At 34.1% G+C, this 20,556-nt stretch carries 18 protein-coding genes, 2 pseudogenes and 1 riboswitch; of the genes and pseudogenes, 7 read left to right on the top strand and 13 right to left on the bottom strand.

Features of this window, described 5'->3' with window-relative positions; genetic code table 11:
* Window positions 1-314: 314 nt before the first annotated feature.
* Together MKX31_RS03645 and MKX31_RS03640 are read right to left on the bottom strand one after the other, a co-directional pair.
* On the bottom strand, window positions 315-1,745 hold the full coding sequence (locus MKX31_RS03645; RefSeq protein WP_340980011.1) for an IS4 family transposase: 1,431 nt from the start codon (window positions 1,743-1,745) through the stop codon (window positions 315-317).
* Between the two features lie 128 nt (window positions 1,746-1,873).
* Window positions 1,874-3,046, bottom strand: a complete 1,173-nt coding sequence (locus MKX31_RS03640; protein WP_000384374.1) for an MDR family MFS transporter — start codon at window positions 3,044-3,046, stop codon at window positions 1,874-1,876.
* Between the two features lie 84 nt (window positions 3,047-3,130).
* Here MKX31_RS03640 and MKX31_RS03635 point away from each other — a divergent pair, with 84 nt between their 5' ends.
* Window positions 3,131-3,943, top strand: coding sequence for a MerR family transcriptional regulator (locus tag MKX31_RS03635; RefSeq protein WP_000440177.1), 813 nt, complete (start codon window positions 3,131-3,133; stop codon window positions 3,941-3,943).
* Window positions 3,944-4,535: 592 nt separating this feature from the next.
* On the opposite strand, the pseudogene MKX31_RS03630 reads toward MKX31_RS03635, so the two are convergent.
* Window positions 4,536-4,922, bottom strand: a pseudogene (locus MKX31_RS03630) (transposase); the annotation flags it as partial.
* A gap of 234 nt (window positions 4,923-5,156) precedes the next feature.
* Between MKX31_RS03630 and MKX31_RS03625 the strand changes: the two are divergent.
* From MKX31_RS03625 to MKX31_RS03610, 4 genes are all read left to right on the top strand, one after another.
* Complete coding sequence (locus MKX31_RS03625) at window positions 5,157-5,675, top strand: hypothetical protein (protein ID WP_064476891.1); 519 nt, start codon at window positions 5,157-5,159, stop codon at window positions 5,673-5,675.
* A 233-nt stretch (window positions 5,676-5,908) separates the two neighbouring features.
* Window positions 5,909-7,066, top strand: coding sequence for a sensor histidine kinase (locus MKX31_RS03620; RefSeq protein WP_064476892.1), 1,158 nt, complete (start codon window positions 5,909-5,911; stop codon window positions 7,064-7,066).
* Window positions 7,063-7,731, top strand: a complete 669-nt coding sequence (locus tag MKX31_RS03615) for a response regulator (protein WP_262786942.1) — start codon at window positions 7,063-7,065, stop codon at window positions 7,729-7,731. Before MKX31_RS03620 ends, MKX31_RS03615 begins: the two co-directional genes overlap by 4 nt.
* 100 nt (window positions 7,732-7,831) lie before the next feature.
* Window positions 7,832-8,281, top strand: coding sequence for a DUF1453 domain-containing protein (locus tag MKX31_RS03610; RefSeq protein WP_262786941.1), 450 nt, complete (start codon window positions 7,832-7,834; stop codon window positions 8,279-8,281).
* A 252-nt stretch (window positions 8,282-8,533) separates the two neighbouring features.
* Here the strand turns inward: MKX31_RS03610 and MKX31_RS29210 are convergent, their stop codons facing one another.
* The 3 genes and pseudogenes from MKX31_RS29210 to MKX31_RS03600 all read right to left on the bottom strand — a co-directional run bounded on the left by MKX31_RS29210 (window position 8,534) and on the right by MKX31_RS03600 (window position 14,842).
* On the bottom strand, window positions 8,534-8,869 hold the full coding sequence (locus MKX31_RS29210) for an LPXTG cell wall anchor domain-containing protein (protein ID WP_445661307.1): 336 nt from the start codon (window positions 8,867-8,869) through the stop codon (window positions 8,534-8,536).
* Window positions 8,870-9,035: 166 nt separating this feature from the next.
* Window positions 9,036-13,799 (bottom strand): annotated as a pseudogene (locus tag MKX31_RS03605) (SpaA isopeptide-forming pilin-related protein); the annotation flags it as partial.
* Window positions 13,800-14,041: 242 nt separating this feature from the next.
* A riboswitch (cyclic di-GMP riboswitch) is annotated at window positions 14,042-14,134 on the bottom strand.
* Between the two features lie 171 nt (window positions 14,135-14,305).
* Complete coding sequence (locus MKX31_RS03600) at window positions 14,306-14,842, bottom strand: TetR/AcrR family transcriptional regulator (RefSeq protein ID WP_000028006.1); 537 nt, start codon at window positions 14,840-14,842, stop codon at window positions 14,306-14,308.
* Between the two features lie 332 nt (window positions 14,843-15,174).
* Between MKX31_RS03600 and MKX31_RS03595 the strand changes: the two genes are divergently transcribed.
* On the top strand, window positions 15,175-15,558 hold the full coding sequence (locus MKX31_RS03595; protein ID WP_340980006.1) for a hypothetical protein: 384 nt from the start codon (window positions 15,175-15,177) through the stop codon (window positions 15,556-15,558).
* A gap of 65 nt (window positions 15,559-15,623) precedes the next feature.
* Here the strand turns inward: MKX31_RS03595 and MKX31_RS03590 are convergent, their stop codons facing one another.
* From MKX31_RS03590 to MKX31_RS03560, 7 genes are all read right to left on the bottom strand, one after another.
* Window positions 15,624-15,887: a CPCC family cysteine-rich protein gene (locus MKX31_RS03590; protein ID WP_340980004.1), complete on the bottom strand. Its 264-nt coding sequence runs from the start codon at window positions 15,885-15,887 to the stop codon at window positions 15,624-15,626.
* Window positions 15,884-16,321, bottom strand: a complete 438-nt coding sequence (locus MKX31_RS03585) for a hypothetical protein (RefSeq protein WP_340980002.1) — start codon at window positions 16,319-16,321, stop codon at window positions 15,884-15,886. The genes MKX31_RS03590 and MKX31_RS03585 overlap by 4 nt, the downstream gene beginning before the upstream one ends.
* A gap of 188 nt (window positions 16,322-16,509) precedes the next feature.
* Window positions 16,510-17,163: a DUF975 family protein gene (locus MKX31_RS03580; protein WP_098102750.1), complete on the bottom strand. Its 654-nt coding sequence runs from the start codon at window positions 17,161-17,163 to the stop codon at window positions 16,510-16,512.
* A gap of 190 nt (window positions 17,164-17,353) precedes the next feature.
* A complete protein-coding gene (locus MKX31_RS03575) occupies window positions 17,354-18,793 on the bottom strand; it encodes a PH domain-containing protein (RefSeq protein WP_340979999.1) in 1,440 nt (479 codons plus the stop codon).
* A complete protein-coding gene (locus MKX31_RS03570; protein ID WP_064473826.1) occupies window positions 18,786-19,262 on the bottom strand; it encodes a PH domain-containing protein in 477 nt (158 codons plus the stop codon). Before MKX31_RS03570 ends, MKX31_RS03575 begins: the two co-directional genes overlap by 8 nt.
* A 206-nt stretch (window positions 19,263-19,468) precedes the next feature.
* On the bottom strand, window positions 19,469-19,654 hold the full coding sequence (locus MKX31_RS03565; RefSeq protein WP_064473836.1) for a hypothetical protein: 186 nt from the start codon (window positions 19,652-19,654) through the stop codon (window positions 19,469-19,471).
* An 8-nt stretch (window positions 19,655-19,662) separates the two neighbouring features.
* Entirely contained in the window at window positions 19,663-20,244 is a 582-nt protein-coding gene (locus MKX31_RS03560) for a TetR/AcrR family transcriptional regulator (protein ID WP_340979997.1), read from the bottom strand.
* Window positions 20,245-20,400: 156 nt separating this feature from the next.
* Between MKX31_RS03560 and MKX31_RS03555 the strand changes: the two genes are divergently transcribed.
* On the top strand, window positions 20,401-20,553 hold the full coding sequence (locus MKX31_RS03555) for a sporulation protein YjcZ (RefSeq protein WP_075310498.1): 153 nt from the start codon (window positions 20,401-20,403) through the stop codon (window positions 20,551-20,553).
* Window positions 20,554-20,556: the final 3 nt, after the last annotated feature.

Below are 20,556 nucleotides of genomic sequence, written 5' to 3'. Positions count from 1 at the left end.
GATGCCTTTTTCTCTGATTAAAAGTTCAACTAGGATTTACAAATATTGAATAATGTTTTGTATCAAATCTATAGGAATATATGTTTTTACTGTGGATGGGAGCGTGTATCAAAAAGTGTACCTTTTGGGATTGTTGTTGAAGAGTATCCAATGTCATTATAAAATGTGTATATTGGGGGAGCACCACATCGCTATCAAGCTAAGCTTATGCAAAGTCAATTTTAGGCGAGATTGTTTCTTTTTCTAAAGGGCAAGTGTAGGTGATTGAAAGATTTGCATACGAAATAAACCCTAACGGGTTTCACTTTTTTGAATTAAGCGGCTTGATTATCAGACATGGTACAATTGTAAACGACACCTAATATATCAAAGACCGTTTTTTTCTCATATCGATGAGATTTCCGCCCGTTTTGCTGTAGGAGATTGAACAGGCGGAGTAACACCTTTGATAGCTCTTGGGTGTTTTTTTGTATAGTTTGGAATAGAAGAAGAAAATAGTCTTTAATCATATATATGGCTTTATACTCACTAAGCTCTCGTTTTTTCTTCATGAGGAGCAATTGGCGCATTTGAAACATGATAGAAGAACAGAGTAGAATGGCAATCAATTGGCCATATAAATGGCACTCCAATCGTTCTGATTTTATCTTTTTACAATGATGGATTTGAAAGAATGACTTCCACGTTTTAAATAAAATTTCGATTTGCCAACGCAAAGAATACCAGTCATGTACCTGTCCCATCGGGACAATATCTGTAGAAGTGTTTGTCATATATACATTGATACCACTGAGTCGTTTACTACGAGGAGAATTCTTCATTCCTTTCTTTTTTTCTCTTACAGCTTGATCTTGTAATCGTTTTTGTTGCTGTTGTTTTGTTAATCGATGGACAATTACACGAGCTGACACTTTATCAATCATTCCTACATAAGCATTAGCTATTTCCCATGTTTGTCCTGGCTGAAGGGAGTTCATTACCGTCTCCATATCTAACTGTATATACTCTGTACCTTTCTTAATTCTTCCATCTTGAAAATAATCAGGGTTAGGATTTTTTTGATAAATACGTGTATTCGACTTGATACGAGAAATATAGTAGGCCTCTTGATCTTGTATATATTGAAGGTCTTTTAAATGAAAATAACCTAAATCTCGGATACATAAATCATTCGCTGCCACAGTTGGGGCACACAGAGAGCCGTAAGTGCGATCATGTTGTTTACCTGGACCTGTATGAATATGTAGGAACTGTCCGCTTAACAAATCATACTCAAGCTGAATTTTTATCCCAGCTGTATGGCTGCATCCTCCTGCACCTGGATAAACCGATGAAAATACATCCGGGAGTTGAAATGCAGTTGAATCTAAGATACGAATACGCTTGAAAATAGAAGTATATGGAGAAGAAATTAGCTTAGCTGAAGATAACTTTTGGTTTAGAAGTTTGGCTAAAACTTGTTGTAGAAACTGGACGGCTGCGGCGTTAAATCTTTGATTTAGTCCTTCAGGACTGATGAGTACTTCTGTTGATACTTCTAAACAACTACATAACTGGGTTAAGGAAGTTTTTGCTACACTTTGGCTTAGCCATACGCATAAAGCTACTAACTCTTGTGCTTGATACTTACTTGTTCGCTGTACAAATCCAACATCTCTAGCTAGATTCTGTAAGGTATTTGGGGATAAAAGACTCTTTATCTCCTGTGCAAATAATTGTAAGTCGTCAGATACAGAATTAGACATACAAAAAACGCCATCCTTTCCTATAATTCTACAGTAAGAATAACGTCTTTTTTGCTTAATGAATAGTGTGAAACCTTAGCTTTATGGTAATGTGACCGTACCTCATGTAGTCACAGTTTTTATTTGTATTAAGACATTCGAAATGATTTGCCACGTAAAGCTGCTATGTAGCAAATAATAACTACTAAGCATAGGCTAACCATCACCAAATACAATTGTGGTGCAAAATGGATAATCAACCAGCCACCAAGCACTGGGCCTAAGAAGCCACCTAAGTTTTGAAATTGCATAAAACCAAGATATGTTGCTTTTTGATGCGCGGGTGCAATCATTTCGACTATAGCACTCGTCATTGGGAAAACAAAAATTTCACCAAGTGAGAACACAACCATACCGACAATAAAAAGTGTCCAATTATCAGCGAAGTGGAAGATTAACATACCAAGTGCTAATAGTCCGCCCCCGAAAATAAGACTTGTTTTGATTGCTACTTTTTCGCTTAAAATGCCGAGTGGCAATTGAAGAATTACGATTGTTGCAGCATTAATCACAATTAGAACTGAATATAATGCTACTCCGTCTGCCATAGTTAAATTAAGCAATTGTGGCATTGTTGCCTCTGTTTGCATATATACGAAATTGCAAATAACACTCGCAATAATGAGCAACATAAGTGTGCTATCTTGTAAAAGAACACGCATCAAGTCGCCAATATCTTGCGTAACATTGACCGTATTCTGCTCCTCTATACGTCGTAAAGTGATGACTAAGAAAATCGCATACAATAAGTACATCGTTGCAGTAATAAGGAATGGAAAACTTATTGATGATGCTTTTGAAATGACAATACCGAGCAAAAGGCCGATCACAGCTGATAAATTGATGGCAGTATATCGAATTGAAAATAGGCGACGACGCCTATCTTCGTCAGTATAGTCAATCATCAAAGCTTGTGAAGCTGGTTCAAAAAATGCACGACAGATACCGTTGAGAGCATTGCATAGAACGAATATCCAAACAGAGTTTGCGAATGCAAAGCCATAAAAGACTATACTCCAACAGAACATCGATATGATGATAATTTTTTTTCGGCCAAACCGGTCAGTAAAGAAACCACCGAAGAAGCCACCAAATGTCGCAGTCAATTGTGAAATACCGACTGCTAAACCAATCATAATTGGTGAGGCATGTAAATCATTTTGTAAATAAAGTGCTAAAAATGGTATCGTCATAAAGCTAGCTGTGCGGGCGAAGGTCGTACCACCGAGCAGCTGCCAGACGAGGGGGTGAAAATAATCCATAATAAAAACCTCCTGTATTAACATGCGTTTGCTTATGCTAGTATGAAGTGTGGAGTTAGTCTATAGTCAAGAGGAGTTTTTAACTTGGAGAGAAAAAACCTTAAAACCTTAAGTACAGGAGAATTTGCTAGTTATTTTGGGGTGAAAAAAGACACCTTGTTTTATTATGATAGAATCAATCTTTTTAAACCTGCCGGTAAACTTCCCAATGGTTATCGATATTATACCTACGATCAAATTAATACATTCTCAACACTCCAATCTCTTCGGAAAGTGGGAGTTTCGATTGAGGAACTAAAAGAATATCTTAATTCTCCCAACACTTACAAACTTGTTGAAATGGCAAAACAGCAGACAGTTCTGGTGGAAGAAGAAATTGAGAAATTAATTCAAATTCGTCGTTTCTTTAAGGGTATTATTTCAATGGAAGAAGAAAGAAAAAACGTTGAAGTTGGGAAGGTTTATATCCAAAAGACACAGAAAAAATCTATTTTCTTAAGCGATGTAAATTCGAAAAATAGCATGACCGATTTCGATTGGGTAAAACATTTTAGCAAGCAAATAGGCTTGTTTGTTCCTGCTCCTATTGGATCCGTGATAACAAGAGAGAGCCTGATTCAAGAAAGATATGAGGAGGTAGATCACTTATTTTGTTATAGTGATTTAGAAACAGGTCAATCAAAACCAGGAGGAATTTATGTCATATATTATCACCAAGGATCTTATAAAGATATTGAATCCGCATACCACAATATCACGGAATTTATCAAATCAGAGGGCTATGTTATTGAAGGAAATGCCTATGAAGATTACTTCTACAATCCATTAAGAACTAATAATAAGGAGGAATATCTTACTAAAATTAGTATACAGGTAACAAAGTGTTTAAAGAGTTAAAGCTATAATGTTATCTTTGTTTAGTAAAAATTAAAAATAGGAAAAACAATTGCAGCGAGTACTTTTAAAAAAAGTGATAAAAAGAGAATCGAACTTTATGTTTAGTAGGGCATACCCCATCATCAAGTTGAAATTTTAAAATACCCCCAAAACGAGAAAATTGTACGTTTTAATCTGGAGACGTCAATTTTCTCATTTTCGGGTATTTGCTTTTCTTAGCTTGATGGTGATGTGGCGGTACCCCGAATAGAGTAAACATCAAGTAACTCTAAAATATACAATAAAAATAGTAGGTGGGGAATATTTGACGCTTACACGAAAAGCATTTTCCCTATCGCCATCAAGTTAAAAAACTAATTATCCCACAAAACAAAAAATCGAGTTGAATTCACATAAATAACTGTAGAGAGATAAAAATTTGGTTCTGGGGGTACTATAAAATATTAGCTTGATGGGCATGGGGTAGCACCACATGCCCATCAAGCTAAGGATATCAAGAGGGTATATGTGAGTGTATTTTTTTGAAATTTCTACGGCTACACTAAAAATATGCATAACAAATAAACCTACCAAAAGGGTGTTTTGAAAAATATTATGCAACTTTGAAACTCTTTAACAACGTACACTCATACATAACGCCTAGGATATCAAAGACTGTTTTCTTTTCGTAACGGTGAGATTTCCGTCCGTTTTTCTCTAAAAGATTGAACAGACGTAGGAAAATCTTTGATAATTCTTGGTAAAACAATAGATAATAATTCTTTATCATATAAATGGATTTGTATTCACTTAACTCTTTCTTTTTCTTATTCAAGAGTAACTGACGCATTTTAAACATGGTAGATGTACAGAGTAAAATGCTAATAAGTTGCCCATATAAATGGCATTCTAAGCGTTCTTTCTTAATTTCTTTGCACTTGTGAATTTGAAAGAAAGATTTCCATGTTTTGAACAAAATTTCAATTTGCCAGCGTAAAGTTTCGCTAGAAATATAGTCTAGGATAAACAGTGTTTTTTCAATGCGTCCCATATATCCAGTTATATATATTCAAGTGGCTTTTTTCACAAAAGAATCATAAAAAACTCTATCTATAGATAGAGGGTATTCAAAAAAATCATCTTTCAGATAGATGTTCTAAAATATTAGGGATGTTACAATCCTCCAGTAAGTAAGCAAATAAACAATAAATTTATACTTTATGGGGGTTTTAATTTGAATACTCAAGCTTGGATAATGATTGGTGCATTTTTAACAATTGTATTATTAACACAAATCGGAAGGAAAGTATTTACAACCACAAAGGCTGTATTGCCATTTATTCTTTGTGGTATAAGTGTTTATTTATTCGTCGAGGAAATACCTACCTCAGGTTCAAATATGACCGCACTCATAATCATGACAATGGTCGGCATGATCATGGGAGGGCTAATGCTTTTTACAGTGAAAGTAGAATATGGTTCTGACAATAAAGCGTACGTAACTGCTGGTATTCCTTATTTATGTTTATGGATTATTGGACTTGGATGGCGTGTCGTATTAGCTTATGTAGCGACAGACTGGTATCCACAACAATTTGTAGATTTCATGGTATCGAATCATTTGGATTTTAATGTTATAGCCCCTGCTTTCGTATTTTTTACAATTGCGATGGTAGTTATTCGTACTATTGGAATTGTGATTAGGATACAAAGATATAGAAAAAATCTAAAACAAATTAAAGAAATAGGTTAAGAAAAACAACTTCTTTTGCATAATGAAGTAGGTAAAACAAACACACTATACTAACTACTTCATTATTCTTTTAATTTCAGATTTTAGATGATATGCATTAAAGGAATTTAACTCATCTATGAACTATTATAATTGGGAGTTGTAAATTTCCAGCCTTTAAATTAAGAAATTGATATTCATCTATAGCCAAAAAATATAGAAACTAAACAGTAAGGTTGGGAGGGAATAAGTACATGGAAAAAGTATTTTTAAAAATTATTGATAGTCATGCAGGAAATGCGATAGGAATCATCTTATTATGCGTATTTTTTTATCAAGGTTTCGCACCTCATGGTACCTTTGCAATATGGGTTTGTAGCGTTTTTGTAACAATTTATCTATGGATGTTGTATTCACCAAAATCTTGGTGGAATGCAAGGAAGTACGCTTTATTTACGAGTATATTAATAAGCATATCATGTGTATTATATTTTTCTCATCCAAATTTTCCGAATTATGCGTTATGGCCACTCATAGTTTTTCTTGCCGCTGCAGAACCAAAGTGGACACGAGTAACGACAATTTTAGTTGCTATAACGGGGATAGTTATTATTCTATTTATACATGCGAATACGTTTCCTTACCAAGAAACATTAATTATTATCGGCCTCTATGTCTCGATCCGAAGTACATCCAAGCTAAGAGACGCATATCAAAAAAATCAAAAACAACTAAAAGAATTAGACGAAGCACATGCTGAACTACAAGAAACAACGGTATTTTCTATGCGATATGCAGCTTTTACGGAAAGAACAAAATTAGCAAGAGAGATTCATGATGGACTTGGACATCAAATGACCTCACTTATTATTCAATTACAGGCTCTTAAGATTATGTTAAGGAAAGATCCTGTTGCTGCCCAAGTTCATGTTGAAGAACTTTTAAAGGTGGCACGAAAAGGAATGGAAGAAATCCGAGTTGCTGTTAGAGAATGGACAAGTGATGAAAAAGATCTCGGGCTTACTTCATTAAAAGGATTGATTTCACAGGTTCAAGCGAATTCTTTATTACAAATTGAGTTCATTCAAGCTGGAAATATAACAGAGTGGACGATGGAGGAAAGTACAATTCTGTATCGCATTCTACAAGAGTCTTTAACTAATGTCTTACGACATTCTAATGCAGATTCTGTTATTGTAAACGTAACAGAAATAGACGGAGTAGTAAAACTCACAATTGATGATAATGGTATATATACAGGGGATAAGCCATTAGAATATGGCTTTGGACTCAATGGTATGATAAAACGCTGTAAATCAGTTGGAGGTAATTGTTCCTTTTTTCTAAATGAACCAAAAGGACTTCGAGTTGAAGCCACTATTCCAATTCAGAAAAATGGAGGAGAAATATGACAGAAAAGATTCGTATTGTGCTAGCTGATGATGAACCATTTGTTCGAAAAGGCCTATGCTATATTATTGAAATGCAAGATGATATGGAGATAGTTGGGGAATGTAAAGATGGGAAGGAAGCAATTAAAGTTGCCTTAAAAACTGCACCAGATATGGTAATTATGGACATTCAAATGCCTGATTTATCAGGTATTATGGCTACCCAAAACATTATGAGTATATTACCAAATACAAAAGTTGTTCTATTGACGACTTTTGATGTACAACAGTATGTCTTAGACGGTATTCGAGCTGGTGCAGTGGGTTATATATTAAAAGATACTGAAACGGAGGAAATGTTAGATAGTATTCGATCTATGAATAAAGGAGCAATGATTTATAATAGCACGACAGCAAATCAAGCTTTTACACAATTTATAAAACACGATAATAATGATTATAATTTAGTTAGCGAAGAACTTGAACATACGGAAACTCTAACTAAGCGGGAGATTGATGTTTTACAATTATTAGCTTATGGAAAACAAAACCATGAAATAGCTAAAATCCTTTATGTTTCCGAAGGGACAGTCAAAACTCATATCCACAATATTCTTCAAAAACTAGATGTAACAGATCGTACACAAGCAGCTGTAATGGCAATTCGAAAAAAAATTGTAAAGTGATATCTGCTGTATGTAGTAAAAAGAATAAAATTTTAAATTAACATAGTGTTTTTCTAATTGAAATTAAACAGATCATAATAAAAAAGAAAGAGAGTATAGCATGGATAATACAACTGGTCTTATTATTTTAATTCTCCTTCAACTAAAAGAAAGGGAATTGAAATTTCAACGAATATGGATTGCTCCTGTATTAATCGCATACTATACATTTACTCATGTATTTAATGATCTCACATTAATCGAAACTGGTTTATTTGTAGTATTACTTGCTCTTGGAGGAATTGTAGGAGCTGTGCGTGGTTCTACAACTATAATACGAATCGATAAAAGTAATGGGAAGGTTTATGCTAAAAGTTCTTATATCGCCTTAGGTATATGGGTTGTTGTATTTATTTTACGTTTTATCGTAACGTATATTTTTAAAGGTTCAAGTCAGTATGCGCTAGGCTTAGTAACGAATGGTATTTTTCGCCTTATTGCGGCGAGTGCGTGTATAAAAAGAGTGATTCTATACTTAAAAGCAAAAAGTTTGATGCATTCAAAACATTAAGTATTGCTAAGGGTAATTTTTGTAGTGTAGCAAATTTCAGTGTTTTTCTAACACCAACACATTGCTATCAAGCTAAGAAAAGCAAATACCCCAGAGCGAAAATTTTGTGCATTTTGCTCGTACTTATTGTTTTGGGGTAATTCGTACTTTTAGCTTGATGGGCATGTGCTGCTACCCCTTTTGCTAAATGTTTTTTTATGCCAAATAAAAAAGGTATCCTCCAATACTTTGAGGATACCTTTTTCATTTTTATTATCTCTGCTGTTTTCTACCTAATACGAGCAATCCAAAACTCATCATAATAAGAAGTGCTCCCATATATGGTTCCACAGGCATTTTCTGTCCTGTCTTCGGTAATTCTTTTTCAGGCTTCTCTGGATCTGTTGTTTCTGGTTTTTCTGGATCCGTTGTTACAGGTTTCTCTGGATCCGTCGTTTCTGGTTTCTCTGGATCCGTCGTTCTCTGGATCCGTCGTTTCTGGTTTCTCTGGATCCGTTGTTTCTGGTTTTTCTGGATCCGTTGTTTCTGGTTTTTCTGGATCCGTTGTTTCTGGTTTTTCTGGATCCGTTGTTTCTGGTTTTTCTGGATCCGTTGTTTCTGGTTTTTCTGGATCCGTCGTTTCTGGTTTCTCTGGGCCTGGTGGTGCTAAAGAAGTCAATTTGTTTAATACTTCTAATTGAACTGGACTTATCATTCCTTTTGTAATTTCAAATGGAATTGGATTAGTTAATTTTTCATAACCCTTTGGTGCTTCTACTTCTACAAGTGTGTAGTGACCTACAGATAAGTCTGAGATTTTCGCTTTTCCTTCTTTATCTGTTGTTACTTTCGTTACTACTTTTCCTTTTTCGTCATGAACTTCAAACACTGCCCCTGATAATACATTCTTACTTTCAGCAGCCATTTTTGTAATTTCTACTGAACCTTTATCTAACTGTTCATTCTCTACTTTTAGTAATAAAACTTCTGTCATACCTTTTTTAATCTCAAATGATACTGGTTCGCTTAGCTTTTTGTAACCTGGTAAGCTTTCCGTCTCTACTAATTTGTAACTTCCTACAGATAGATCTGAAATTTTCGCTTTTCCTTCTTTATCTGTTTTTACTTTCGTTACTACTTTTCCTTGCTCATCTTGTACTTCGAAGACTACGCCTGCTAATGCTTTTTGACTATCTTTATCTACTTTTGTAATTTCTACTGAGCCTTTGTCTAACTGTTCATTCTCTACTTTCAATGATAAGACTTTTGTCATACCTTTTTTAATTTCGAATGATACTGGCTCTGTTAATTTTTTATAGCCTGGTAAATTCTCTACTTCTACTAGTTTGTAACTTCCTACAGATAGATCTGAAATTTTCGCTTTTCCTTCTTTATCTGTTTTTACTTTCGTTACTACTTTTCCTTTTTCATCTTGTACTTCGAAGACTACGCCTGCTAATGCTTTTTGACTATCTTTATCTACTTTTGTAATTTCTACTGAACCTTTATCTAACTGTTCATTCTCTACTTTTAGTGATAAAACTTCTGTCATACCTTTTTTAATTTCGAATGATACTGGCTCTGTTAATTTTTTGTAGCCTGGTAAATTTTCTACTTCTACTAATTTGTAACTCCCTACAGATAGGTCTGAAATGTTTGCTTTTCCTTCTTTATCTGTTGTTACTTTCGTTACTACTTTGCCTTTTTCATCTTGCACTTCGAAAGTTACGCCCGCTAACACTGTTCCACTGTCTTTATCCACTTTTTTAACTTCTACATTACCTTTGTCTACCAATTCATTCTCTATTTTCAATGATAAGACTTTCGTCATACCTTTTGTAATTTCAAATGATACTGGTTTTTCTAGCTTTTTATAACCTGGTAAACTTTCTACCTCTACTAATTTGTAACTTCCTACAGATAGATCTGAAATGTTTGCTTTTCCTTCTTTATCTGTTGTCACTTTCGTTACTACTTTTCCTTGCTCATCTTGTACTTCGAAGACTACGCCTGCTAATGCTTTTTGACTGTCTTTATCTACTTTTGTAATTTCTACGTTACCCTTGTCTAACATTTCATTTTCTACTGTTAAAGCAAGAGATTTTGTCATACCTTTTTCAATTTGGAAAGCAATCGGATCTACTAATTGCTTATATCCTTTTGGTGCTTTCACTTCTACTAGCTTATATGTTCCAACTGATAAATTAGTGACTTGTGCTTGTCCTTTTTTATCTGTCGTTATTTTAGCGACTACTTGTCCTGCTTCATCTTGAATATCAAATACTGCATCAGCTAAAGCATCTTTATTTTCTTTGTCTACTTTTGTAATTTCTACATTTCCTGTATCTACTAATTCATTTTCGACTGTTAGCTTTAATGCTGTTACTCTGCCCTTTTCAATTTCGAATGAAATTGGCTTTTCAAGTGGTTTGTATCCTACTGGTGTTCCTACTTCCACCAACTCATACTTTCCAATAGATAAATCTGAAACGTTTGCTTTTCCTTCTTTATCTGTTGTTACTTTTCTTACTACTTTTCCTTTTGAATCACGTACTTCAAATACAACATCTTTTAATGGTGCTTTACTATCTTTATCTATTTTTATTATCTTTACATTTCCAGTATCCATCATTTCATTTTCTACTTTTAATGATAGTATCTTGGTCATGCCCTTTGTAATTTCAAATGATACTGGTTTTTCTAGCTTTTTATAACCTGGTAAACTTTCTATCTCTACTAATTCATACTTGCCTACAGGTAAATCTGCAACATTTGCTTTTCCTTCTTTATCTGTCGTTACTTTTTTAACTTCGTTACCTTTTTCATCTTGGACAACGAACGTTACTCCCGCTAGCAGTGCTTTATTATCTTTGTCTATCTTTGTTATCTCTACATTCCCCGTATCTACCATTTCATTTTCTATTTTTAATGATAAGATCTCGGTCATGCCTTTTGTAATTTCAAACAATACTGGCTCTATTAATTTCTTATATCCTGGTAAGCTTTCTTTTTCTACTAATTTGTACTTTCCTACTGATAAATCTGAAATTGTTGCTTTTCCATCTTTATCTGTTGTTACTTCTTTTACTACTTTATCTTTTTCATCTTGTACTTCGAAGACTACACCTTTTAATACTTTCTGGCTGTCTTTATCTACTTTTGTAATTTCTATTGAACCTTTATCTAACTGTTCATTCTCTACTTTCAATGATAGGACTTTCGTCATACCTTTTGTAATTTCAAATGATACCGGTTCTTTTAGTTTCTTATAACCTGGTAAGCTTTTCGTCTCTACTAATTTGTACTTTCCTACTGAAAGATCTGAAACGTTCGCTTTTCCTTCTTTATCTGTTGTTACTTCTTTTACTACTTTATCTTTTTCATCTCGTACTTCGAAAACTACGCCTTTTAATGCTTTCTGGCTGTCTTTATCTATTTTTGTAATTTCTACTGAACCTTTATCTAACTGTTCATTCTCTACTTTCAATGATAGGACTTTCGTCATACCTTTTGTAATTTCAAACGATACTGGCTCTGTTAGTTTCTTGTAACCTGGTAAGCTTTTCGTCTCTACTAATTTGTACTTTCCTACTGAAAGATCTGAAACGTTTGCCATTCCTTCTTTATCCGTCGTTACTTTTTTTACTACTTCACCTTTCTCATCTTGAACTTCAAATTCGACACCCGCTAATACTGAACCGTTTTCTTTGTCCACCTTTGTAATTTCTACATTACCTTTGTCTGTCATTGCATTTTTTACTGTTATTGGGAATATGCCGTCCCCTGTTACATTTACTTCGAACTCTGTTTCTTTTAATTGGTATCCTTCAGGCGCTTTCGTTTCTTTTAAAATATATTTCCCTGGCGCTAACGGTTTAGAGATTGCCTTACCATCTTTATCTGTAACAATATGCTCAACTACTACACTGTCTTTTACTATATCAAACTCTGCATTTGCTAATGGTTTTTCACCATTTTCCGAATCAATTTTCTTTAATTCGATTTGACCCTTTTGCAAAGTATTTTTGACTTCAATGGCTTTTGTTGCACCAGCTTGAAGCGTAACCTCTACTGGAATTGCTAATTTTTGATATCCTTCTGGTGCTACTGTTTCATAAATTTTATACGTCCCAGGAGCTAAAGTTTGAGGTATTGAAAAGCCGTTTTCGTCCGTTATCAGTTTTGCAACAACTTCATTTGCACTATTTCGAACTTCAAATTCAGCACCTTTCAACCCTTTGTTCGGATTCTCAGCATCTATTTTATGAATCGATACTGTACCTTCTTTTGGAGCTTCAGGCGGCGTAACAATTACTTCTTTCGATGTTAATGTTTTATCATCAAAATGTAATTCCGCTTTATTAGGAATCTTCTTATCTACGTAAGAAGATAAATCTGCATTAGCTTTAATTTTCGCCTTAATGCTGAGGTTAATTACCTGGTCTTCATATGACTTATAGTCAAAATTCTCACCAAACGCAAATGTTACTTCACTTCTTTGTTTGTCTATATTTAACGTTCCTTTAGAAGTAATATCTTGACCATTTTGATCATATACTTTTGCCTCTAATACTTCTAAAACATCTTCTAAATCATCACTAATTACCATTGACGTATAATTAGGTGAATTTTTCGGTATATGTGTACCAACTTGGTATTGAATAGCTTGATCCATTTGTGTTAACTGCTGATTCTCTACAAGCTTACCATTCTCATCTACTATATTTTTTTCAATGCTAGGTGGATTATCGTCACCTGAACCGGTTCCTCCCCCACCACTTACGAATACTTCTCCCACTTTTTCTTCAGTTACAATATTTTTACCTTCTAATTTCACTGTATTTTTATGAGGCTTTGCAGCAGGATTAGTAATCTTTGTTTTATATCTTAAAATATAACCTTTTGAGCTGTCTGGAAATTCAATTGTAAATCCAGTTTTCATTGCATTAATTTTAATTTTAGATAAATCTGCTGGCTTAACATTTGTTGGTGCATAGCCATCTTCAAATACAGCCTCTTCTAATACTAAACTATTTGTAATTAATTCATGCCCAGGTCCTAATGTGTCTGTTAATTTAAGATCTTGCATTTCTGTTCCAGTTGCATTTACATATACCGTCCAGTCTGCAATTGAAGGGTCTTCCTGATTATAAGAACCCCATTTCAATAGATTATCTGTATTGGGCTGTGGCTTCGGTCTCTCTGTCGTATTATTTACACTTACTTCTTTATTTACGATTTGACCATCAACGTTAAATTCTAATGGGATTTTTTTAATACCATCATATGCTTCTAGACCAAAATAAAATTCTACGAATAAAGAACCTTTAATGTTATTCTTTCCTTCTACGTAATCACCCATAGTACATGTCAATAGACCCTTTTTCATCTCACATGTACCAACTGTTTTTCCTTCAGCATCTTTTAAAGGAAAACTCATATTCATAAGATCTTTTCTGAATTCTTTTGGCATATCAATTGTGAATTGATCTCCACTTTTTATTTTTTCTTTAGCTGACCACTTCACTTCTACTTTCATACCATCTGAGGCTTGATATGGTTCAGACGTTGTACCATCAGTACGGGAGATATTAATCTCGTCCACTGGATTTTTTATCACAGCGGCTTGAATAACTGGAGCCCACACATTTAGTACTGAAAATAATACTAGAAAAACTAATGAAACCATCGAAATATGCCTTTTAGTACTTTTCATTTGCATAATTCCCTCCTATTTTTTATATTTATATAACAAAAAAAGACCGTCCGGTTGCATCAAAAATGTGCAACCAGACGATCTTAGTAACCAATATGTATTACCGTAGACTCTAAGCTTTGCGGCCTATCCTTTCGAATAGTGTGCTAAAAATATTTTTTATTCTTTTTTTGTTTCATTTTCCTCTTAAACCAAATATTACTATACCGTCTGGACGGTTATAATTCAATACTCTATAAAATTGTTCTATTTTTCTAATAAAAAAAATAATTCACCAGTGCATTAAATAAGCAATGGTGAATTATTTTACATTATATAGTTCGTATATTCTATTTATACGAATTATAAATAAGAGCTTGAATCACTTTTTCTCTTAATTCGGGGCTTAGTCTTCCAACCCCTAAATATTCTGAATACCATAATCCATCTGCCGCTAATCTAATAATTGTGGCACAAACTGAATCTATCTCATCATTTTCTATTTTATTTTGCAGTTGCTGAAATGATTGTTGTAACGGTTCAAGTAATTCAGGTTTTAGCATTAATGCTGCCATCATACTACTACCTAGCTCTTCTACTCTTCTCTCATTACTTAATCTTTCCTCTACAAAAGAGCGTACCCACCTTCCTTTCTTCTCTAAGTCCTCCGCTACTTTATTGTGAATAGCATCTTGATACTCCTCCGTCCCTTTGAGTATCATGCCCTCTATTAAAGCTTCTTTAGTTGAAAAGTGATACAACAATCCACCTTTACTTATCCCCGCCTCTTTTGCTACCGCTTCTAAAGTTAACTTAGCAACCCCTTTACATTGCACAATTTGAGAAGCGGCTGCTAAAATCTTTTGCCTTGTTATACTTATACTCATTCCTTTTTAAAACCCCCATTTCTACTAAATTTATATAAATACGTATCTTATTTTTAATATTGCTGAGTAATAATAAATATTTTCTGTATACAACAAAGGCTTCACTACCTTTGAATTGTTCGTTGCTTCTTCTATTAAAAATTTCCATATCATTCAATATGATAACATCAAACACTCACAATTGACTATACATCTATACATTTATATTCGTTGAAAATATATCCATAAACAAGAAATGCATACAAATTGATTATCCTTATATATTTAATCTATAATTTAAAGAGGTTTATATTTTCATAAAAATAAAATGAAATTTTATAAGGATGATTCCATTGAAAAAATTTTCTATTAGTTATTTAATATGCTTACTGGTTTTTTCTATCATTGTGAACGTTTTACAGTATACACTAGTTCCAAATTATGCTGACTCCTGGGGACCGATTTGGGTATCTATTATTATGTTTTCAATTCTTGGAAGCATCCCTGTTCTTATCGGTTGTTTATTAGGTGAATTTTGTTATAGAAAAATAAAAAGAAGTCACGAATTAAAGATCGGAATTCCTTTATTTATATTGTTAGGTATTTCCTACAGTCATTTATTCTTTATGTGGTCTAACGACAGAGATTTTCTATCCTTTACTTTAGAAACCTTTCTGAATACTGGCCTTCCTATTACTGTATCATCTTTAATGTTTTATCTTATAAGACGGTGTTAATTCTTTCATCATTGCATAAAAAAATGTTATTACTCCTGATAAATTGAGTAATAACATTTTCCTTACTAAATTTGCTTCCAACTAGCATCCTTCACATCTTCACTAGTCGGCTTTCTAACTGATTTCACAAAGTATTCCTCGCAAGCACCAAATGCAAGGAAATTTTTCTGTGCTTGTCTTAACGAAACTATATTCGCCCCGCCTTCAAAATCAGGATCGTTAAACTGAACCTCATTATCTTCCCAATAACATATATTACAAATTTCATATGTACCTAGTGGTTCTTCTTCTATTGTTCTATACCCGCAGCACGGACATGTGTATTTCATTCTGTCACTCCATTATTCATTTCTTTTTTCTCCCATATATTCCGGCCCACAAAGAATGTAACAGCGCAAATCATAGTTATTCCCATGAAAGAAACATTAGAATCTTCATATGTAGTTGGAATCCCAACCGTTACGGAAACAATACTACAAGCTAAAAGTAAATATAATAATAAAGATATAATATAGCTGAGTTTAAATCGTAAAATGATACCTCTAAACAATAGTTCACCAAGTAGACAGCCACCTAAAATGATAGGTACTCCGAAATACAATGTAAGGACTCCCATTTGCGCAGTAGATTGAATTATTTTACCAAGTAAGTTCGGCGAAACCAGCTCACTATTGTTTCCCATCCTATCATATAAATCAAGTGCTGTTGCTGAAATAAAGAAACTTAATATAGAAAATGAATACGGAATTAAAAACTTGCTCACTCTCATTCACCTCGCTTTTTTGTTTCACATATATTATTCATTATTTTCACATGAAAAAATAGCCCTCTATGCTAAAACATAGAGGGCTGAATTTTTATATAATAACCTATACCTTATCCTGAAGTGCTCCCCATAAACAGAACATCTAAACTATCTGTGCCTTATATTCTTTAGGGGATAGGTGGTTATTAGAAAGTAGTGTCTTCTTTTTTATAATATTCTTTTGAAATCTCTTCATAAAATGCAGCTGATGTCGTGTAGAAATAAGGTACTAACCATAAGAAACCGATTCCTACAGTAAGAATACTTAAAATGAACCAACCTAAGAAGCTTAAGCATAGTAAAAAGTAATCCATTTTATGTCCATTCATCATACGACGACTTTCAGTAATCGCTTGATTCGCTGTATATTCTGGATGATCATTCAAAATAAAATATGTCATAGAATAAGAAAATGATTTAATAATACCTGGAATAATAAGAAGTAATGTCCATAGAATCAAGTACACATTCATTAGTAAATATGTTAAAAACGATTTCATAAACTTACTTCCATCGTTAAACCATCTAAATATATGACCGATACGAGCATTAGTCCCACGAATTACATTTAAAACAAAATAAGAAGCACCCACTGTTAACGGACCGATAATAAACATTGCAATAATAGTTACTGTAAGTGACTCATTTGCTTCTTCCCAACCCCAAAACATCGAGAAAATACCTGTGGTTAGCATTTCAACAGCTCCAATAAGGATTCCGACTAATAAGGTTGCCCCTACCGCTAACCCCCATTTTCCTTTTAATGCATCAAGTGCTGCTCTTTTTAACTGACTTATCATATATAGCCTCCTAATACTTTTTCTATATTAGTATACCATTTATATGAAAAATTCCACAGATTTCCCTGAAATAGAAGTATACTACTTTTTCGATATATGTGCGCTGTAGCTGTACTAATATATGGATTAAGCCCCTCGTTTTCCTATAATAAAAAAAGCCTGCCTTTCATAATAGGCAAGCTTTTTCAAGTTAATCTTCACTTAATTCCTTCTTATACCAATCCTGCATTCTCTCCGCATCTGCTACTCTCGTATGCTCTAGTTTATAATTCGATGATGCGTTAGAGAACTTATACGTACATAAATCCGCTCGGCGCTGGAAATATGATTGTGTTTTTTCCATTGATTGGACATGTCTTCTTCTAACAAGACCTGTATATTTTCCGACGCTGCGATATACAAGCGTAATTTGCTCCCCGTTTACACTGTAACCATTTGTTTTAAACGTTCCGTATCCAAGTGTAAAGATAAGGATCGCGAGTGGAATCAACGCCCACATGATGTAATACTTTTCAAAGTATATACTTATTCCAGTAAGCGGGATTGCTAGCATTGCGAAGAATATAAAACTATCAATTAAGTAACGACGCAATGCCGATTTTGGTAATGAAATAATGTTTGTATTCAGTTCGTATGGTAATTGTAAATGTGCAAGTAACTGTTGTACGCGATCTTTTCGAATGATAGGATGCAGTGTAACTTTTTCTTTCTCGTCACCCAGTCCTTTACTTTGAATGACTTCTACTTGCACAGCACAATAACCGAATGGCTGACGTAAAATACTTTCTTTTATCGTAATACCTTGAATACGATGTAACTTTAGGACGAGTTCTTTTTTCTCAAGTAATCCTTGCAAAATGCGGACTTCATCATTTCTTCGATTCACTGTGAAATCTCCATGTTTTAACGCATAACCGATTGTGGATATTATCCAAGAAATGACAAGTAAAATAGCTACCATGTAAATCCAGCCGTATATATCATGATCCATTACATATGACTCTACTTTATTTTTTATCCATTTCGGAATGTATTCATCCACTTGATTATAAACGAAGAATATTAAAGAAAATAGCAATCCAAACTGCCCAGATGTAACAGATGCTAATAGAATTTCTTTCCAAGTTAATTTGTATTCTGTCGCTTGCTTTTCCTCTGTAACGATTTCTTTTTCTACTACTTCTTCTGATATTTCTTCTGCTTTCAATTCTCGAGTTGGCTCATTTAGCATTGCGATAAGCTCGGTTGCTTCTTCTACTGTAATGCCAGCTAAGCTAACTTCTGCATCATCGCCCCCACCAGCTGTTTCAATCTGAATTTTCTTTAAACCAAGCATTTGATATAGCACGTTAGAACTTGTATTAATCGTTTGCACACGTTCTTTATTTAAGTAGCTCTCCTTCTTCACAAAGAGCCCTTGTTTCACATGTAATACGTTATTTTCAACCCAATATGTTGTGTAATACCATTTTTCAAACGCTGAAAAGATGGTAAGTAAACCGAATGCAGCGGGAATTAAATACCAAAACGGGAACTTTCCGTTTAAACTAAACATGAAAATAATGAGTGGTATAAAATCTGTTATTTTTAATTCTAATAACATCGTAATGGGATGCTGCCTCTTATACATCCTCATCACTCACTTTCGCTAATTCTGCAATTTTCGTTTTCAACATTTCTGCTTCATACATCGTTAAGCCTGGGATGCTGTGAGAAGTTGCCGCTGTTGAAATGTGTAATTCTGCTAATCCATATTTCCTCATAATTGGCCCTTGTTCAATCGTCACGTGCTGCACACGAATCATCGGTACTAATACGCGCTTTACGACGAAAAGACCGTGCTGAATTTCAAGTTCTTCTTCATTTAGTTGATAGCTATAATAACGCTGACGAAGTTTCGGGAATACGAAGTACTCAAATGGTGCTAGTGCAACCGTTAAGCCGATTAACACGTACAAAATCCACGCCCACCAATCAAACTTTATCATGAGGAAAAGGTAAGCTAAAATGACAAGAATACCGATCCCTTCTTCAATTACAGCACGAACTTTCCACACCTTGACCATGTCAGGATGAATTTCATTTTTCAATGGATCCATGTAACCACTCCAAATCTAGTAATCTAATATACGAATACTCTCAAACTATATTTTACATAACTTTACAGAAAATTGTAATTTAATTATCTTTCTTCTCAGGGATAAAATATCCGAACCAAAGTAACCAAATGAAACCGATTAACTTCAGCCAACTTCCATCCGCTTGAAAAGCCTCTATTATACCTGGTATTTTATAAAGTGAAACTTTAATCAGTGGGGGTTTTGTTCATCCCCCACTGATTATTAGTTGAACCAATCAGGCTTTTACGGGCAGTTGATCCCCACCTAACTTCTTTGCTTTCGCTGAATTTTGAGGTGGGGGTCTTACTGCCCGTTAATGCGGGATAAAGCCCAATGAATCCAAGAAAACCGAGCCACCAGTTTTTTTGCATTTTCACTTTTATTCCTCCTTCATTACATTTTTCACATTTCGAATCCAAATTTCTTTATACTTTAACTGGAATCCCATTAACATGTAATTACTCATATTATCGATCACGAGCGCTAACGTATGTGCATTTTCTTCCGTTGCCTGTTGTGACACAACGTCAAGTTCCATACCTTTCTTCAATAAATCGTGGAAACCATTTAAAAAATCTTCTTGTATTTCAAATAAGCGTTTCTGATACTTTTCATTTCGCGATGCAGTTACGATGAATTCATTTATGACGCGTAGTATGCCTTCTTGTCCTTCATACTCAGAGAGCATATGTAAACCATCAGCGATTAACTTTTCTGCAAAATTTTCTTTCGTATATTGTTCTTTATTGAAATAACTCACGAAATGATACCCAGAAAAAATTTCTTCAAATAAAAAATCAACTAACGCTTCTTTAGAAGAAAAATGATAATAAATAGCCGGTTTTGAAATACCTACCTCTTTCGCAATCATGGAAAGGCTCATCTTCTCAATGCCGTGCTCTGCCATGAGTTTAAATGATGCTTCTACAATGTTTTGCGATGTTTGTAAATTCTTTGTCATACTGTACCCCACTTATTTTTACTTACCGGTCGGTAAATAAATTATAAAATGAAACGAAATGATTTGCAAGTTAGTTAGAGTAACAGAAGGGATTTATTGGTAAATGCAGAAAAGTATAAAGTAAAAGCAACCTATAACAATAAGGAGGATATTCCTATGGGACTTGGCGGTAAAGGCGGTAGTGGTGGCACTGGTGGCGGTGAAGCTGGACAAGATGGCAAGAGCGTTAGTAGTGGGTATATAGTACTCATTGTGCTCTTTATCGTATTGATTGTAGTCGGAGTTGGCTATAACGGCATTAACTTCTAAAAA

Origin of the sequence: Bacillus sp. FSL M8-0063 (assembly GCF_038005545.1) — a bacterium.
In the GTDB taxonomy this organism is placed as follows: domain Bacteria; phylum Bacillota; class Bacilli; order Bacillales; family Bacillaceae_G; genus Bacillus_A; species Bacillus_A wiedmannii.
Note: the sequence above shows the minus strand (reverse complement) of the source record. Positions and strands in the feature narration are given on the sequence as shown.

Coding starts and splice junctions, on each gene's coding strand:
- MKX31_RS03615 (WP_262786942.1), top strand. CDS start 7,063: ATGACAGAAAAGATTCGTATTGTGCTAGCTGATGATGAACCATTTGTT.
- MKX31_RS03575 (WP_340979999.1), bottom strand. CDS start 18,793: ATGTATAAGAGGCAGCATCCCATTACGATGTTATTAGAATTAAAAATA.
- MKX31_RS03555 (WP_075310498.1), top strand. CDS start 20,401: ATGGGACTTGGCGGTAAAGGCGGTAGTGGTGGCACTGGTGGCGGTGAA.
- MKX31_RS03560 (WP_340979997.1), bottom strand. CDS start 20,244: ATGACAAAGAATTTACAAACATCGCAAAACATTGTAGAAGCATCATTT.
- MKX31_RS03600 (WP_000028006.1), bottom strand. CDS start 14,842: ATGAGTATAAGTATAACAAGGCAAAAGATTTTAGCAGCCGCTTCTCAA.
- MKX31_RS03570 (WP_064473826.1), bottom strand. CDS start 19,262: ATGGATCCATTGAAAAATGAAATTCATCCTGACATGGTCAAGGTGTGG.
- MKX31_RS03565 (WP_064473836.1), bottom strand. CDS start 19,654: ATGCAAAAAAACTGGTGGCTCGGTTTTCTTGGATTCATTGGGCTTTAT.
- MKX31_RS03620 (WP_064476892.1), top strand. CDS start 5,909: ATGGAAAAAGTATTTTTAAAAATTATTGATAGTCATGCAGGAAATGCG.
- MKX31_RS03580 (WP_098102750.1), bottom strand. CDS start 17,163: ATGATAAGTCAGTTAAAAAGAGCAGCACTTGATGCATTAAAAGGAAAA.
- MKX31_RS03610 (WP_262786941.1), top strand. CDS start 7,832: ATGGATAATACAACTGGTCTTATTATTTTAATTCTCCTTCAACTAAAA.
- MKX31_RS03640 (WP_000384374.1), bottom strand. CDS start 3,046: ATGGATTATTTTCACCCCCTCGTCTGGCAGCTGCTCGGTGGTACGACC.
- MKX31_RS03590 (WP_340980004.1), bottom strand. CDS start 15,887: ATGAAATACACATGTCCGTGCTGCGGGTATAGAACAATAGAAGAAGAA.
- MKX31_RS03645 (WP_340980011.1), bottom strand. CDS start 1,745: ATGTCTAATTCTGTATCTGACGACTTACAATTATTTGCACAGGAGATA.